Source organism: Planotetraspora mira (assembly GCF_016863275.1).
In the GTDB taxonomy this organism is placed as follows: Bacteria; Actinomycetota; Actinomycetes; order Streptosporangiales; family Streptosporangiaceae; genus Planotetraspora; species Planotetraspora mira.
In genome coordinates, this window is record NZ_BOOO01000014.1 from 72,465 (window position 1) to 88,912 (window position 16,448).

At 67.0% G+C, this 16,448-nt stretch carries 10 protein-coding genes and 1 pseudogene; 6 read left to right on the forward strand and 5 right to left on the reverse strand.

The features are described from left to right. Window positions 1-53: 53 nt before the first annotated feature. The 4 genes from Pmi06nite_RS13505 to Pmi06nite_RS13520 all read right to left on the reverse strand — a co-directional run bounded on the left by Pmi06nite_RS13505 (window position 54) and on the right by Pmi06nite_RS13520 (window position 4,627). Entirely contained in the window at window positions 54-2,384 is a 2,331-nt protein-coding gene (locus tag Pmi06nite_RS13505; RefSeq protein WP_203953312.1) for an RICIN domain-containing protein, read from the reverse strand. A 357-nt stretch (window positions 2,385-2,741) separates the two neighbouring features. Further along, window positions 2,742-3,182 (reverse strand): acetyl-CoA hydrolase/transferase C-terminal domain-containing protein, encoded by a 441-nt coding sequence (locus Pmi06nite_RS13510; RefSeq protein ID WP_203953313.1) that lies wholly within the window; start codon window positions 3,180-3,182, stop codon window positions 2,742-2,744. A 132-nt stretch (window positions 3,183-3,314) separates the two neighbouring features. After that, window positions 3,315-4,085 carry an HpcH/HpaI aldolase/citrate lyase family protein gene (locus tag Pmi06nite_RS13515; RefSeq protein ID WP_203953314.1) on the reverse strand — a complete coding sequence of 257 codons (771 nt, stop codon included), beginning with the start codon at window positions 4,083-4,085 and terminating at the stop codon, window positions 3,315-3,317. Beyond that, window positions 4,082-4,627, reverse strand: a complete 546-nt coding sequence (locus Pmi06nite_RS13520) for a MaoC family dehydratase (RefSeq protein WP_203953315.1) — start codon at window positions 4,625-4,627, stop codon at window positions 4,082-4,084. Before Pmi06nite_RS13520 ends, Pmi06nite_RS13515 begins: the two co-directional genes overlap by 4 nt. Window positions 4,628-4,960: 333 nt before the next feature. Between Pmi06nite_RS13520 and Pmi06nite_RS13525 the strand changes: the two genes are divergently transcribed. The 3 genes from Pmi06nite_RS13525 (at window position 4,961) to Pmi06nite_RS13535 (ending at window position 11,311) form a co-directional block, all read left to right on the forward strand. Next, window positions 4,961-6,274 carry an Nramp family divalent metal transporter gene (locus Pmi06nite_RS13525; RefSeq protein ID WP_203953316.1) on the forward strand — a complete coding sequence of 438 codons (1,314 nt, stop codon included), beginning with the start codon at window positions 4,961-4,963 and terminating at the stop codon, window positions 6,272-6,274. Between the two features lie 138 nt (window positions 6,275-6,412). After that, on the forward strand, window positions 6,413-7,561 hold the full coding sequence (locus Pmi06nite_RS13530; RefSeq protein WP_203953317.1) for an oxalate decarboxylase family bicupin: 1,149 nt from the start codon (window positions 6,413-6,415) through the stop codon (window positions 7,559-7,561). A 624-nt stretch (window positions 7,562-8,185) separates the two neighbouring features. Then, window positions 8,186-11,311, forward strand: coding sequence for a glycosyl hydrolase family 95 catalytic domain-containing protein (locus Pmi06nite_RS13535; RefSeq protein ID WP_203953318.1), 3,126 nt, complete (start codon window positions 8,186-8,188; stop codon window positions 11,309-11,311). A 386-nt stretch (window positions 11,312-11,697) separates the two neighbouring features. Here the strand turns inward: Pmi06nite_RS13535 and Pmi06nite_RS13540 are convergent, their stop codons facing one another. After that, window positions 11,698-12,051 carry an STAS domain-containing protein gene (locus tag Pmi06nite_RS13540; protein ID WP_203953319.1) on the reverse strand — a complete coding sequence of 118 codons (354 nt, stop codon included), beginning with the start codon at window positions 12,049-12,051 and terminating at the stop codon, window positions 11,698-11,700. A gap of 813 nt (window positions 12,052-12,864) precedes the next feature. On the opposite strand from Pmi06nite_RS13540, the gene Pmi06nite_RS13545 reads away from it, so the two are divergent. From Pmi06nite_RS13545 to Pmi06nite_RS13555, 3 genes and pseudogenes are all read left to right on the forward strand, one after another. After that, complete coding sequence (locus Pmi06nite_RS13545) at window positions 12,865-15,195, forward strand: DUF222 domain-containing protein (protein WP_203953320.1); 2,331 nt, start codon at window positions 12,865-12,867, stop codon at window positions 15,193-15,195. Between the two features lie 167 nt (window positions 15,196-15,362). Next, on the forward strand, window positions 15,363-15,701 hold the full coding sequence (locus Pmi06nite_RS13550; RefSeq protein WP_203953321.1) for a YciI family protein: 339 nt from the start codon (window positions 15,363-15,365) through the stop codon (window positions 15,699-15,701). A 487-nt stretch (window positions 15,702-16,188) separates the two neighbouring features. Further along, window positions 16,189-16,448, forward strand: a pseudogene (locus tag Pmi06nite_RS13555) (magnesium chelatase); the annotation flags it as partial.

A 16,448-nucleotide genomic window follows, 5' to 3' on the forward strand; every position in this document is an offset into this window, starting at 1 on the left:
CGCGTCGCCGGGACGACGCAGGCTCCACCCGAACCTCTGGGCCCTGTGTGCCTCTACGGGTAGTTGACCAAGGGGGATTCGAGGTGCGAAGAGTTGGCCGCGTCGCCGGTGTTGTTGATGACGCGGCTGATCGTTCCCGTACCGCCGAGCGAGACGGTGATCAAGCTGTGGAATCTCACGTTCGGCGTGTTCGGCACCTCGAAGGAGCGCGCCTCGACCACGCTCGGATTCACGTTGAAGTACGCGTAGCTGCCGAGCCCCCATGCCTCGTGGCTGGTGACCGAATTGCCCACCTTGTAGGCCGCCCAGCCCTGGGTGGAGCCGTTCATCCAGGCTGACTGGTTGGGCGGGTCGTAGGGGAGCTCGTTCTGGAAGAAGTACGTCCGGCCGCCGTTGCCATTCCAGATCACCTGATACTTCTGGTAATGCTCGACGAACAGGCCGTACATCGTGACGTTGTCGCCGTTCACGATCAGCCCGGTGTCGGCGGGGTTGACCGTCCAGCCGACCGTGCCGGGGTGGGAGTTGTCCGAGTGGTCGGCCCGCCACAACCACATGTGGTCGCCGATCACGTCGGAGCTGTTGATCACGAGACTCTGGGTGGCCTTGCCCGCGATGGGTCCGCCGATGCGGAAGAACACGTCGTGCAGCGACGTCGGGTTGGCCGCGTGGCTCTGCGCCGAACCGGAAGGACCGACCTGCATCAGCAGTGGCGAGTTGGTCGTGCCCGCCTCGATGAGGAGGCCGGCCACCTTCACCCCGTCGACGTCCGCCACGGACATGGCCATGACGCCGTTGTCGGCCTGGAGCGTGGCGAGTCCGAGTCCGAGCACCACCGTGTTGGCCCGGGTCACCCTGATCGTGTCGGTGAGGTGGTAGATGCCGGGGGTGAACAGCAGGTTCTTGCCCTGGGCGAGCGCGGCGTTGATGTCGGCGGCGGAGTTGCCCGGCTTGGCGATGAAGAACTGGTCGATCGGGATCGAGGAGCCGGCCGACGTTCCCGCGGTCCAGGTCGCGCCTTGGGCGTTGGTCCGCAGCGCGGGCACGAAGACCTGGTAGGCGCCCGTCTGGTCGACGTACAGGAACGGCTTCTCACGCACCACCGGCGTCGTGCCGAGCGTGGTGTACGACGGGTTGGGGAAGGTGGTGCCGGGAGCGCCGGGTACGCCCGCGAAGACGATGTTCCAGTTTTCGCCGGTCCAGCTGCCGATCTGGGAGTTACGCGTCAGCCACTGCTGCTGGCTGCCGGAATTGACCTGCCCGTCGATCTTCGAGTCGGACATGAAGCCGCCGCTGGACCATCCGCCGTCGTCGAGCCGGAGGTTGCCCCGCACGTGCATCCTGCGGTACGGCGCAGCCTGCGAGACGGCCCACCTGTCGGTGCCAGACGGCGGGTTGACTGAGAGGTTCTCCGCGCCCCGCCAGAAGTTCTGGGTCGCGTTGCCCTGGAACCAGTCGGCCTCGACGTGCACGCCGCCGTTGATGGTGACGTTGTCGGGGGACATGCCGAGACCGAGGACCTGCGTGTAGAAGCCCACGTTGACGTCGACGTTGTAGGAGCCGGGCCGGAACAGCAGCGCGTAGCGGTTGTTGCCGAACTGGTTGCTCTGCTGCTGGCCGAACACGGAGTTCAGCCTGCTCTGGATGGTCGAGGCGGGCATCGACGGGTCGAAGACGGAGACGTTCGGCCCGAGGTCGGGAGTGCCGGGGGGCGGCGGGGGAGTCGAGGGGGTTCCCATGGTGAAAGACTGCGCCGCCGTTCCGTTGCAGGTGTACTGCCCGAGCTGAACGCTGTCGGCGGTGGAGGCGGCGGGCACGTCCAGGCACTTGCCGCTGTTGCGGTTGACGAAGTGGTAGGCGCCGCCCGCCTCCTCCACGGGCTGCCACTGCTGGTTGTTGCCGCCGCTGTAGCTCCACAGCTGGATGGGGGCGTTGTCGGCGGCGGAGACGTTGGTGACGTCCCAGGCCTGGGCGGTGTTCGTGCTCACGTTGACGCGGTAGTAGCCGCCGCTGGTCGCCTGGAACTGCCACAGCTGGGCGCCGGTCCCGTTGCAGGCGTACTGCTGCACGGCCGTGCCGTTGGCGGTGGCGGCGGCCCGTGCGTCCACGCACTTGCCGCTGCCGACGTTGACCACAGTGGTGAAGCCGGTGGGTACGGCGGCCGCCTTCGCGACGGCGGTGGTGCCGGCGGTGATGCGGGCAGTGGTCCCGGCGGTGGTGCCGGTCACGGTGCGGGCGGTGGTGCCGGTCACGGCGCCGGCGCTCGGGGCCACCGCGAGTGTCAGTGCGGAGGCGGCCAGCGTAGCCAGGACCGGGATGAAGAGCCGGTGCCGGCGGCGGGGAGGGGGATGGATGAGGCCGGTGTCGTCGCGTCCCAGAGTCACGAGATCTCCTCTTGCCGCGGTACGCCCCGCAGTCCGGTGCGCACATGGCGGACGTCGTGCTTCGCCCGTCCGCGGGCGGCAGGAGACGCCCACGGACGGGTGCGGTCGGTGAAGCCCTGAGCTGGTGAAGCCTTCTGAGTAGGTGAAGCCCTCTGAAAGGCAGGCGAATCACCGCCCGGGTGCGCCGTCCGGGCGGGCGGGTACGGCGGCGCCCGGCTTGTGGCCAGGCCGCCGCCGGGAAACGTATTACTGTAAAGTTTCTTTGTCAATAGGCCTGTCAAGTCCCTGTGACAGGCGGTTCCTGCGTTCTGGTGAGGACGACGACGGGGATGACCCTGTCGGTCTGCCCGTGCCTGGTCAGCTCAGCAGGCCGGCCTGCCCCGCCTCGTGGCGGAGCCGTTCGCGATGGTCGGGATGGGCGATCTCGATGAGCGCTCTCGCGCGCGCCGACAGGCTTCTGCCGCGCAACTCGGCGACACCGTGCTCGGTCACGACCTTGTCGACGGTGTTCTTCAGCGTGGTCACGACGCTGCCCGGCGTGAGCCGTACGTTGATCCTTCCCAGTCCGGCGCTCGTGGTCGAGTGCAGCACCAGGAACACCTGGCCGCCCTCGGAGTACTGCACGCCCCGGGCGAAGTCGGTCTGGCCGCCCGAGCCGGACCAGTAGCGCCCGGCGATGGTCTCGCTGGCGACCTGGCCCATGAGGTCGACCTCACTGGTGGCGTTGATCGAGACGAAGTTCGGCTCCCTGGCGATGACGCGCGGGTCGTTGACCCACGCGGCCGGCAACATCGACACGGCCTCGTCTCGCCGAGCCCGATGGGCACGATCACGTCCGCGCCGGGCGGGATTTGGTCGAGCACATCGGCGGGCTGGTTCACGACTCGTCCCTGGTTCACGACTCGTCGCTGGTTCACGACTCCTCGCTGTTCACGACTCCTCCTGGGCGAGCAGGCGGTGGGCCAGTTCGAGCCGCGGCTTGTCGATCATCTGGCCGTCGACGCGTACGGCCCCGCCGCCCGTGGCCGCCTCGACGACCCGGCGTGCCCAGTCGAGTTCGGCGTCGGTCACGGAGAACGCCCGGTTGACCGGCTCGACCTGACGCGGGTGCAGGCAGAACTTGCCGGCGAAGCCGAGCCGGCGGGCGCGCCGCGCGTCGGCTGCCGTCCGCGCCGGATCGGACAGGTCGGTCGTCACCCCGTCGATCGGCGCGGCGATCCCGTGGGCCCGGGATACCACCACCAGACGGGACCGCGCATACAGGAGATCCTCGTCCGTGGCGCCGATGTCGAGGCTGAAGTCGACGTTGCCGAAGGCCAGCCGTACCGTCGCCGGATGCGCCGCGATGAGCGCGGCGTTCTCGAGGCCGGCGGCCGTCTCCACGAGTGCGATCACCGGGACGCCGAGCCCCTCGAGGTCCGCCGGCCCCTCCACCTTGGGAAGGAAGACGCCGAGCAGACCGGGACGGCCGGCGATCGCGGCCATGTCGTCGTCATGCCATGCGGTGTCCACGCCGTTGACCCGCACGTATGCCCCGTGCCAGCCCAAAGCGTCCGCGACGGCGGTCCTCGCCGCCGTCTTGCTCTGCGGGGCGACCGCGTCCTCGAGGTCGAGGATGCCGACGTCGGCGCCGCTCGCCGCCGCCTTCGCGAACCGGTCCGGGCGATCGCCGGGTGTGAACAGCCAGGAGCGCGTTCTCATGATCGGCCCACCGCCCGGAGCGCCTGCTCGTCCCAGACCGGCCGTACGGCCGTCACGTCGGGCCCGTGGCCGCGCCGGTAGACCATCATGGTCCGCTCGAAGACGATGACGATCTCACCGCGCTGGTTGAAGCCGACGGTGCGAACGGTCACGATCCCCACACCCGGACGCGACCGCGACTGTCTGAGCGCGAGCACCTCCGACTGCGAGTAGATCGTGTCGCCCTCGAACACCGGATGCGGCAGCCGTACCTTGTCCCAGCCGAGGTTGGCCATGACGTGCTGGGACACGTCCGTCACGCTCTGGCCGGTGACCAGCGCCAGGGTGAATGTCGAGTCCACCAGCCTCTGGCCGAACTCGGTTTGCGAGGCGTAGTGCGCGTCGAAGTGGATCGGCATCGTGTTCTGGGTCAGGAGAGTCGTCCAGACGTTGTCCGTGGCGGTGATCGTCCGTCCGAGCGGGTGCCGGTACACGTCGCCGACCGCGAAATCCTCGAAGTACCTGCCCGACCACGAGACCTTCTCCGTGGATTCGGTGGTCATGTCGTCTGCCCTTCCCCTCGGCGATGTCCCTCCTTCCAGTCTGGCGAGGCTCTGCTGGGGGGTTCGTCCCGGGTGACCCGGTAGCTCTCTTATTCGCGTATTAGGGGAAGAGGGATTATTTGTCCGGCAGGTCGGTCGGGTGTGATTTACGAAAATTCCGATTTAGTGTAGAACTCGCTGTTTCTCATTATCCTGCCGCCTATTTACTTTCTTCTGATGCCTCGCACCGTGTTGCCGCCTCTTCGGCCGGGTATTCGTGACTCAAATCCCTTCTCTATCAATTCAACTGGAAACGCTGATTTATCGGACATCTACCTGAATGGGGAAAGGTACGTGATCGTTCGCAGCAGCACCGCGGTACCTGGATCGTCCACGGGCGACCGCCTCGCGGCACCCGGATCGTCCACGGGCGACCGCCCCGCGGCGCCGAGAACGGCTTCGCGGGTCGCACCGATACTCGGCCCCGCCTTCGTGGCCGCGATCGCCTATGTCGACCCGGGAAACGTGGCCACCAACCTGACGGCGGGAGCGACGTACGGCTATCTGCTCGTCTGGGTGGTCGTGATGGCCAGCCTGGTGGCGATCCTCGTCCAGTTCCAGGCGGCGAAGCTCGGCACGGCCACAGGCAAGAGCCTGCCCCAGTTGTGCCGCGAACGGCTCCCCCGGTGGGGGACCCGGTTGCTCTGGGTCCAGGCCGAAGTGGTCGTGCTGGCCACCGATCTCGCCGAGTTCGTCGGCGCCGCCATCGGGATGCGCCTGCTGTTCGGGATGCCGGTGGCGATGTCGGCGGCCGTGACCGCGGTGGTGTCGCTGCTGCTGCTGGAACTGCGGCGGCAGGGCCGTACCCGCCGATTCGAGCTGATGAGCGCCGCCGCGCTGCTGCTGGTGGGTACGGGCATCGGCTACGACATCCTCGTGGTCGGAAACCAGTCGGCCGCGGGGCTCGCCGGAGGGCTCCTGCCGGGCTTCCACGGCGCGGACTCACTGGTGCTGGCCATGGGCATCGTCGGGGCGACCGTCATGCCGCACGCCGTCTACCTGCACTCCGCCCTGGTCCAGGGGCGGGGCCTGTCGGCGGAGGCGGCCAGGAGAGACCCCGGACTGGTGCGCCGCGCCCTGCGGCTGGACTGCGTGCTCGCCCTCGGGATCGCCACGGTGGTCAACGTGTCGATGATCGCTCTGGGCGCCGGACTGGGAGCGGCGACGGGCGGGTCCTGGACCGGCGACCTGGTCGCCGCGCACGGGGAACTGGCGAGCAGGATCGGCGGCCTCGCCGCGCTGGCGTTCGCCGTGGCGCTGCTGTCCTCGGGGATCTCCTCCTCCGGCGTCGGGACGCTGGCCGGCGACGTGGTGATGCACGGATTCCTCGGGTGGCGGGTGCCCGCGCACGTACGGCGGATCGTGACGATGGCCCCGGCCGTCCTCGCGCTCACTCTCGGCGTTCCGCTGACCGGCCTGCTGGTCGCCAGTCAGGTGGTGATCTCGCTGGGCGTGCCGGTGGCCTTGTTCCTGCTGGTCTGGTTCTGCCGGGACCGCTCGCTGATGGGCCCGCTCGTCAACGCACCGCTGACCACCCGGATCGCGGGAGCGACGGGCGCTGTCGTCGCCGGTCTCGGTGTCTGCCTGCCGTTCACGCTCTTCTTCTGAGGCCTGAGGGCACTGTCCCGCTGCTTTTCCCGCGCACTGTCCTGTTCGTTTTCCCGCGCACTGTCCCGCTCGTTTTGCCGCACGTCGTCCGCGTGTTGTCCCGCATGTTGTCCGCACGCCAGAAAAGGATGAGCTCGCATGTCTGACCGTACTTTCCAGAACATTCCGCAGCCGCAACGCAACGGGCAGGGCGGCATCGACACGGGCCCTCGAAACATCGAGCTGGACCGCCAGAACCCGGATCTGCTCACGCCGCCCGAGACCGACCACGGCACCCTGCCGAACATGAAGTTCTCCTTCTCCATGGCGCACACCCGGATCGAGGAGGGCGGCTGGACCCGGGAGGTGACCGCGCGCGAGTTGCCGATCGCCACCACGCTGGCCGGCGTCGACATGCACCTCAACCCGGGTGCCTACCGGGAGCTGCACTGGCACAAGGAGGCCGAGTGGGCCTACGTCCTGGAGGGCAGCTGCCGGATCGGCGCGGTCGACCAGGAGGGCTGCAACTTCGTCGACGACGTGCAGAGGGGGGACCTGTGGTTCTTCCCCAAGGGCGTCCCGCACTACATCCAGGCGCTGGACGAGGGGGTGGAGTTCCTGCTGGTCTTCGATGACGGCTCGTTCTCCGAGAACTCCACCTTCATGATCAGCGACTTCTTCGCGCACACGCCCAAGAGCGTGCTGGCCAAGAACTTCGGCTGGACGATGCAGCAGATGGCGAACATGCCGGAGAAGGAGAAGTACATCTTCCGGGGCGAGGTGCCGCCTCCCCTGGAGTCCGACCGGGTGGTCAGCCCCACCGGTGACGTACCCCGGACCTTCAAGCACCGGATGCTCTCCCAGGAGCCGATCCGGTTCGACGGCGGCACGGTGCGGATCGTCGACTCGAGGACCTTCACGGCGGCCACCACCATCTCGGCGGCTCTGGTGGAGATCGAGCCGGGCGGTCTGCGCGAGTTGCACTGGCATCCGACCGACGACGAGTGGCAGTACTGGATCTCCGGGTTCGGCCGGATGGGCGTGTTCGCCAGTTCGGGTCTGTCGCGCACGTTCAACTTCCAGCCGGGCGACGTCGGCTACGTCCCGTTCGCCTACGGGCACTACATCGAGAATCTCGGGAAGGAGCCGCTGGTGTTCCTCGAGATGTTCCGCAATCCGCGTTTCGAGGACATTTCAGCCATGCAGTGGATGGCCAACACTCCGCCGCAAGTCAGCGCCGACACGCTCAACGTGCCGCGGTCGATGATCGAGGCGTTGCCGAAGAGCAAGCACAGCATCGTCCGGTGAGACAGGCGGCCAGACGCCGAGAGACCCCGGGGGAGACCCCGCTGAGACGCCGAAAGGCGCCGTCGGACGCGGTGAGATGCGGCTGAGACACGACGAGTCGCGCCGGACCCCGCGGTCGTGCGGGGCGTGTGCCGCCCGGGTGCCGGGGTGGACCGGTGCAAGGCCGGCGCGCTCACAGCTGATCTTGATACATCGGATGTATTTTCTGACCGGCGTCCGTAACTGTTTGCTGCCGCTAGACGAAATCCGCCCAGATAGCTGGCCGTAGCCCAACAAATGCCCGATTTGGGCCCGTGAATTGGGCGTCTCGGCGTCTCTTGACGCCTCCAGACATCCAATGTTAACTACGCGTAACAGTCTGCAGCTGTGATGGGTGCGACTGGCTCGGGTGCCGAATCCGTGCCGGTTCGCACCGGTCTTCGCTGCGCAGGGGGGCGGTGAAACCGCCGTCGCCGGTCGCCGATCACCGGCGGCGGCGGTGGAGCCGTCCCCCTGCCAGGTTTTGCATCCCTCACACCCTTGATGATCTTGTTGGGGGTGAGTCATGCGATCGATCGAGGTACGGCCAGGCGAGGCCGCTGCCAGGTGGCGTCACAGCAGCAGCGAGTAAGGGAGATCATGTAGATGAGGTTGCTGCGTTCCCTTTCCTTATTACTTCTCGCCGGTTCACTGGCGGCGGGTGGCCTGGCCGCACCGGCGCAGGCCTCGACCACTGACTCGGCTTTCGACCAGACGGCGGGAACGCTCAAGGTCGACTACGCCAACTACATGTCCAAGCACGACATCGTCTACAACCGTCCCAACACCAACCCGTTGTACGGGCTGACCGTCGGCAACGGCCGTACGGGCGCCATGGTGTGGAACCAGAACGGGCTGACGATGCAGGTGTCGGGCGTCGACCTGTCCGAACAGTCGGCGTACGCCGCGGGGACGGCGAACCTGTACACGAACCCGGGCATGGACACCGGATACACGAACTACCAGCAGCGGCTTTCGCTCTACGACGGAACCCTGACCACCAAGTACGACACCAACCGCACCGTCACCATCATGGGATCGCCCAACTCCGAGGTCATGGGCATCCACGTGGACGACAGCCGCGGTGGCGTCTCCAGCGTGGCGTTCGACCTGAGCATGTGGGACCCGGCGACCGTCACGAACATGGCCGACGTGCCGGACCTGAACACCTGGAAGACCATCTCCACGTTCTCCGACGCCAACGTCGCCGGCTTCAGCCGCGGCCAGACCGACGCCAACGGCTTCGGCTACTCGATGGCGGCCACCGTGGAGGGCGCGAACTTCACCACCCAGGTCGTGGACGGGCGGAAGGTGCGGCTGAACATCACGCCCACCTCCAGTTACACGATCTGGCTCACCGCGGCGAGCAGGATCAACGCTCCCAACCGCGACTCGGTGACGCAGGCGCGCAACCAACTCGCCTCGGTCAAGGCCACCGGCTACGCCACGACGTTCAACAACTACAAGAACTTCTGGCACTCGTTCTGGAACAAGTCGTTCGTCCAGTACTCCAACGGCTCCAAGGACGCCGACTACATGGAGAACGTCTACTACCTGAGCACGTACATGATCGCGGCGGCGGGGTTCGGCAACTACCCGGCGCACTTCATCAACGGCGTCTTCCGCGCCACCCAGGACCAGAGCAAGTGGAGCAACGCGTACTGGTACTGGAACCAGCGCGACGTCTATCTGTCCTTCCTGTCGTCCAACCACTCCGACCTGATGGACCGCCACAACAACCTCTACAGCCGTAACTACAACGCGCTGAAGGCGTACACGCAGACGCGGTACGGAGTGGACGGCCTGTGGGTGCCGGAGACCATGGGCTGGGACGGCAACGCGCGCGGCACGACCGGCAGCGACTACACCAAGAACATCCTGTCGACGGGCTACGAGGCCGCCTACAGCATGTACATGCGCTACCGGTACACCAACGACGCGAACTACCTGCAGAACGTGGCCTATCCGTTCATGCGCGAGACCGCGAAGTTCTACTCCGCGATGCTGACGCACGACACGAGCAACGACACGTACTACATGGCCAACTCGAACTCGCATGAGACGTACTGGAACGTCAAGAACGCGATCACCGACCTGGCCGCCGTGCGCAGCATCTTCCCGCTGACCATCCAGGTCAGCCAGCAGCTCGGCGTCGACGCGGGGCTGCGGTCGACGTGGCAGAACGTGCTCGACCGCCTCGTGCCGTACGTCGTGTCCAACGGCGCCTACCAGCCGCACCAGCCGCCGATCTCGCAGACGCGCAACGGCGAGAACGTCTCGTCGGAGCTGATCTGGCCGTACGACCTGACCGGTATCGGCTCCTCCGACTACCAGACCGCGCTGAACACCTGGAACCAGCGGCCGTTCCCGTACGGCAACGTGTGGGCCAACGACGCCGTCCAGGCCGCCCGGCTGGGCCTCGGCGACCAGGCGTACAACGGCATGAAGACGATGCTGCAGAAGTACCAGAACTACCCGAACGGCATGACCAACAACACCAACGGCGTCTTCGAGTACCTCGGCGTGCACCTGACGGCGATGAACGAGTCGCTGCTGCAGAGCTACAACGACAAGATCCGCGTGTTCCCCGCCGCGCCCACGGACTCCTCCTTCGTCGGGAAGTTCACCCTGCTGGCCAAGGACGGCTTCCTCGTCAGCTCCGAGCGCGAGGCCGGCGAGATCAAGTACGTCGGGCTCAAGAGCCAGTACGGCAAGCAGGCCACGGTCGTCAACCCCTGGGGCACCCAGCAGGTCCGGGTCCGCAGGACGTCCGACAACGCGATCATCACGACCAGTTCCAGTGGTGAGGTCACCTTCCCGACCGCGGCCAACACGGTCTACGTCGTGGAGCGCACGGCCAAGCCGCTCAGCAATTACACCTCGACCACGCTGACCGGCACCGCCAACCAGGGCGTCAAGACCCTGAGCGGCACCGCATCGGCTCTGGGCACCGCGGGGCAGACCTCGAACTCGCTGATCAACGACACCGAGCTGACCTACGACGCCAACTGGCACCAGACCACGGCCCGCGGCTACGGCGACTACAACGACGACACCCACCACACCAACACCGTCGGCGCCACCGCCACGTACACCTTCACCGGGACCGGGATCGACTACCTGTCCGAGCGCCACAGCGACATGGGCAACGTCGACGTCTACATCGACAACGTCTTCCAGACCAACGTCAACCTCAACGTCGGCGGCGGCCGCCAGGTCCAGCAGGTCGTGTACAGCAAGACCGGGCTGTCCAACGGACAGCACACCCTGAAGATCGTCAACAAGTCGACCTCGGTCGGCATGGTCGACGCCGTGCGGGTCACCACCGGCGGCGGCTCCGGCGCCGGGACGATCAGCCTGCGCTCCCGGGCCAACAACCTGTACGTCACCGCGCCCACCGGCTCGCCGCTGATCGCGAACAAGACGGCCATCGGGACGAGCGAGCAGTTCGAGAAGGTCAACCTGGGCAACGGCAACATCGCCCTGCGGGCCAAGGGCAACAACCAGTTCGTCTCCGCCGAAAACGCCGGGGCCGCGGCGCTGATCGCCAACCGGCCGACGTCGGGCTCGTGGGAGACCTTCCAGCAGATCAACAACCCGGACGGCACGATCAGCCTCAAGGCGACGGTCAACAACCGATATGTCTGCGCGGACGGTGGCGGCGCCCAGCCGTTGATCGCCAACCGTGACGCGATCGGCCCCTGGGAGTCCTTCGATCTCATCACCAACTGAACGATGCTCCGCGGCGTGCCGTTGGACGCCGGCACGGCGCTGAGCGGCGGTTGGGCGATGGACGCCGGCTGAATCTTGGCCGGACGGCGAGAACGGCCGGTGATTCGGGCCTTATGGCCTGATCACCGGCCGTTCTTGTTCGTTCTGCGGGACCTTGCGGATGCCGGGTTCCGAGATTTCCGCGAACTTCCGCGGTTTCCGGAGGCTCAGCCCTTGCCACGGCATGTCCAGCTTGTGAGGCGTCATGCCCAGCTCGTCACGGCATGTCCAGCTCGCTCAGCCACTTCCACACCGCGTAGGCGTGCCGTGTCGCCTGCCCGCGTTCCTTCGAGGACACGGCCGGTGAGGCGGGCGCGGGGGCCGCTGTCTGCCGCGGGCTGGTACGCCTACGAGAGGCCGGCGTCCGGATGTGAAAACGCATCCACGCAGTCGGCATATATGTCGATTTCATCTGAAAGGCCAAGGGCGTCGAAGACCTTCTTGACCCGAGGAGAGAGACCGCAGACGGCCACGCGGTGTCCTCGGCCCAGGCGGACATAGGTGTCAAAGATGATCTGAAGCCCCGTGCTGTCGAGGAACTCCACGTCGCTGAGGTCGAAGAGCAGCCGCGCCGTCGGATGGTCGAGGATCCCTTCGACCCGCCTGCGTAGCTCCGGTTCTGTGGCGATGTCGAGCTCGCCGTACACGTTGATGACGGTGAAAGGCGGGTGAATCTCGGTCGAGACGCGGAAGTCATTCATTCGGCTCACCTCCGTCGCGTCGCGGAGTCGGTGTCCCTCAGGTGGTGTCCCTCTGAAACAGCAGCCTAGGTCTGGCGTTCCTGGGATCCCATGCGAGGTCCCCATAGGGGATTCTCGCTTTGATCGACTTGCGCGGGATGCCCTATGGAATCGGAGCGGAGGGCATGGGCGGCATGAGGCCTCCGCTCGGAGGCCTGGTGCGCGGTCCGGGTCGGCTCGGTGCGAGAAACGGTTGGCCGGGAGCTGGATCCGCAGCTCAGCGACCTTGCATCGATCGTGTGTTCGATATATGGTTGGGCTAGCCGTTACAGGTGAGCTTGATTGGCGGGCCGTTTTTGGCCGTACGCCGTGTGATGAAGTCGTCGATGCCTGCAGAGAACGTCCCGGTCCGGGCGGCCGGGAACCGCAGTCCGTCGTTTTCGTCTCCGGCAAGGAGGGCCCGCCGTGTACGGCTTGTCGCAGGGGTGTGGGCAGCTTTCCGCGCCGTCCTCTGCCACGCCCTCGGCCCTGCCCTTGGCCGCGCCTCATGTTCCGGCTTCGGCTTCATCCCCAGTTCCAGCGTCGGCTGCGGCCCAAGCTCCGGACTCGGCCTCACCCACATTCACCCCAGTTGCACCGCCGTCGGCCACGCCTCATGTATCGCCCTCGGGCTCGCCTTCCGCATCGTCTGCTTCTTTTGAGTCGTTCTCGCGCGAGTTTCCGAGCGCGCTTCCGGGAGATTCCACGGCGTCGCCCTCGGACAGTCCCGATGCTGCTCCCGGTGGGCCCGGCTGGTTGTCGTCGGGGTGCCCTGGGCTGACCGGCGGTGATCGCGTGCTCCCGCTCCCAATTCCGGCCGGCCTGACCGCGATGCCGGCCGGAGCCGAGTTGGGCGGGATGTTGGAGGGATGCGATGTCGCTCAGGTCTCGGGGTTCGACGCCGTTGAGGTCCTGAAGGCGGCGTATCGGCAGTTGTGCCATGAGCGGGCGCGATTCCTCCAGGTGGTGTTGGAGGTGGGCCTGAGGGAGCCGTTCTCGGGTGATTCGGTGCGCCGGTTGGAGGTCCCGGATGAATTCGGCCCCGATGAGGTGCGGGCGGCGTTGGTCTGGTCGCGGCGCCGGTCGGATGCCGCGTTCGAGCGGGCGTGGGATGTGCATCGGCGGTTGCCGATGTTGGGGGAGGAGATGCTGGCGGGACGGCTGGATGAGCCTCGGGCGGTGGCGTTCATCCGCTGGACGGCCGGGCTGACCAGTGACCAGGCCGCCCGAGTGTGTGAGCTCCTGCTGCCGCAGGCGTCGAGGTGGACGGTCGGAGAGCTGGTCGAGCAGATTCAGCGACTGGTGTTGGCGATCGATCCGCAGTGGGCGGAGAAGCGGTATCGGGAGGCGGTGCGGCGCCGCCGGGTGATCGGGGTTCGTCAGGAGGACGGCACTGCGACCGTGTCAGGGCTGGACCTGCCGATGGATCGGGCGGCGGCCGGGTGCGACCGGATCGATGAGTTGGCGCGTGGCTGCAAGCGCGCGGGCGACGGTCGGTCCATTGATCACATCCGTGTGGATCTGTTCCTGGGGTCGTTGGACGGGTCGTTTGAAGGGCTGACGGACGAGCAGGTGGTGGCTCATGTGCTGGCCCATCCGTTCGTCGACTCGGAATCTCCTGCCGATCCTGATTCCGACCCTGTTCCGTGCTCGAATCAGAACTCGGCTGAGAACTCGACTGAGAACTCGGCTCGTGCGAGCGCCACCGGAGACGCCCGTGGGACCAGGAATAACACCCAAAACGGCCGCGCCAAACGCGCGAATGCCACCAGAAACGGCCCCCGCCAGGGTCGCGCCGACGCCGACGCCGAGCGCGGCGAGAACCAGGGCGGGCGCCAGCCCGATAGTCACGGTGATATTCGGCCGGAGAGCCGTGCCGAGCCGGCCCATGAGGGCGCCGTTGTCGGCGGCACCGGGTCCGGCCCCGTTGATGAGGCCCGTCTTGATGAGACCAGTCCCCGATCCGGGGGCGACCACGGTGATGACGAGCCCTGCGGTGACGCCATCGCGCCGAGCCGCCCACCGGGCGATGGGCCGGATTCGACATCGGCTGCCGGGTCGCCGGAACCGGCCGAGCACGACGAACGGCCGAACGCTCACCGGCGAGCAGGTCCATCTCCCGACGTCAGTCGCAGCGCTGACCCAGACAATGACGGCGTGCCCGGCCGAGAGACGGCGGCGAAGGGGTGGGCGGTCGGTGAGGTACGCATTGAGCTGACCACTCTCCTCGGTCTGGATGAACATCCGGCGGAGGTGCCCGGGTGGGGAATGGTCCATGCCGGCCTGGCACGCCGCATGGTGGCCGACATGGCAGCGGGCGAGTGGCGGTTCGCGATCTGTGGCGACGACGGCCGGCTGTTGCACACCGGGATAACCCGCTATCGCCCAGTCGCCTCTCATGCTCGCCCGCTACGTGACGCTCGGCGCGGCGGCATCGTGGAATTGCAGATCACCAAACGGTGCCTGGACCACCTTGCCCGCGAGCCTGGGGAATTCGGTGAGTGGGCCGGCGTCCTCGCAGATCTCGCCAGGCAGGCCGCCGCTTCAGCCGTGAGAGACGGCGACACTCGATCGAGCGGAAATAGGCGGGAGGGCCGGGCATCGGGCAGGGATCGGCGGCAGGCGGATGCGATGTTACGACGACACATCCAGATCCGCGGCCGGGTGTGCTCCCGGCCGGGCTGCCGCGTGCCCGCGACCAAGACCGACCAGGACCACATCGTCGACTGGGTGGATAGGGGGCCCAGCGACGAGGGCAACCTGCATCTGGCCTGCCGACACGATCATCGTGCCAAACACCAAGGTGGCTGGCTTGTCACCATGGCCGAGCCCGGACTCATCATCTGGACCAGCCCTCTCGGTCATGACTACCCCTCCCGGCTACCGCCGATCATGACTCCGATGCCGCGGCCCGAGCCTCGTAACTGGCCGCACGTTCCAAGCGGGCCACTTGCCGATGACGACGCCCCGATCATGACCACCGAACCTCGACCGGAACCCGATCCCGCCTCGGACGCGGATCCGGACGATCTAGAGGTTGGAGGGGGGAGCGCCGGTTGTGGCGAGGGCGGAAACTCGATAGGGGGTGGAACGGCACCCCTATTGCGGGACGTTCCGCCGTTCTGATCGTGCAGCTGGAGCCCTGCCCGCCTTGTTCGCCTTCGTTCGCCTTGTTTGCTCGGTCCACGTGGCTGGCCGCCTGCCAGAGTGCCGACAGGTTCGCGTGTCACCATGAGCGTCAACGCGATGGCCGCCTGGCCCAACCGGGCGTACCGGGATGACGGAGGTTCGGGATGACGGAGATCAGCGACGCGTACATGCGGGAGCACATGACCCGCTCGCGGGAGTACGCCGTGGTACTGCTCAAAGCGGCCGACGGATATGGCAAGGAGGGCAGCAACGCCATCATCTGGGAGCACGCACGGCGCAACTTCGCCCTGCGGGCGGATGGGCTCCTATCGGTTGTGCTGCCGGTCATGGACGACTCTGAGCTATGCGGCGTCGGAATCTTCAATGGCTCGGTCGAGGATGTACGGGCGCTCATGGACGAGGATCCGGGTGTCCGTGCCGGTGTCTTCACGTACGAGGTGCATCCCGCGCGCGGCTTCCCGGGAGACGGGCTCCCGGAGTAGACCTCCCGGGCGAGATGCACCCTGGACGGGGGGTGTCCGGGACGGGGGGTGTCCGGGGATGAGGAGTGCCGGAATGAGACGCCCCCGGACGAGACGTGCCCGGAATGAGACGCCCCGCACGAGACCCGCCCGGAATGAGACGACCCCCGGAACGAGACGCGCTCGGAACGAGGCTTGCAGGGGGCGAGGCGCGGCCTGGGGCGCCAATGTGAGGAGATGCTCACTTGGTTGACGCGATCGGGAGGAAACGGTACGTTCCGGTAGGTTTTGCGGTTGTCCAAGGGAAATCCGGTGAGATGCCGGTGCGGACGCGCCACTGTATCCGGGACGTCGATCCCGGGAGCCAGGTCGCTTGGCTGCCGCGGCCTCATGTCGTGGGACGCGTCATCCCTGAGGAGGATCCGCCGTGAGTCACCGTGCCGTTCTCCCGAGCTGACGAGGTCCGTATCCCCACGGATCGCCATGTCAATCGGAGGGCAACTCCTTGATCGTCACCTACCCGTTCAGCGCGGTCGTCGGCCTCGACGACCTGAAACTGGCGCTGGTGCTCAACGCCGTGTCCCCTCGAGTGGGCGGTGTGCTCGTCCGCGGAGAGAAGGGCACCGCCAAGTCGACCATCGTTCGCGCGCTGGCTGCGCAGTTGCCGCAAGTCGCGGTCGTGCGCGGATGCCGGTTCTCCTGCGACCCCGCCGCGCCGGACCCGGAATGCCCGGACGGGCCACATGACCTGCAGGAACCCCATGAACC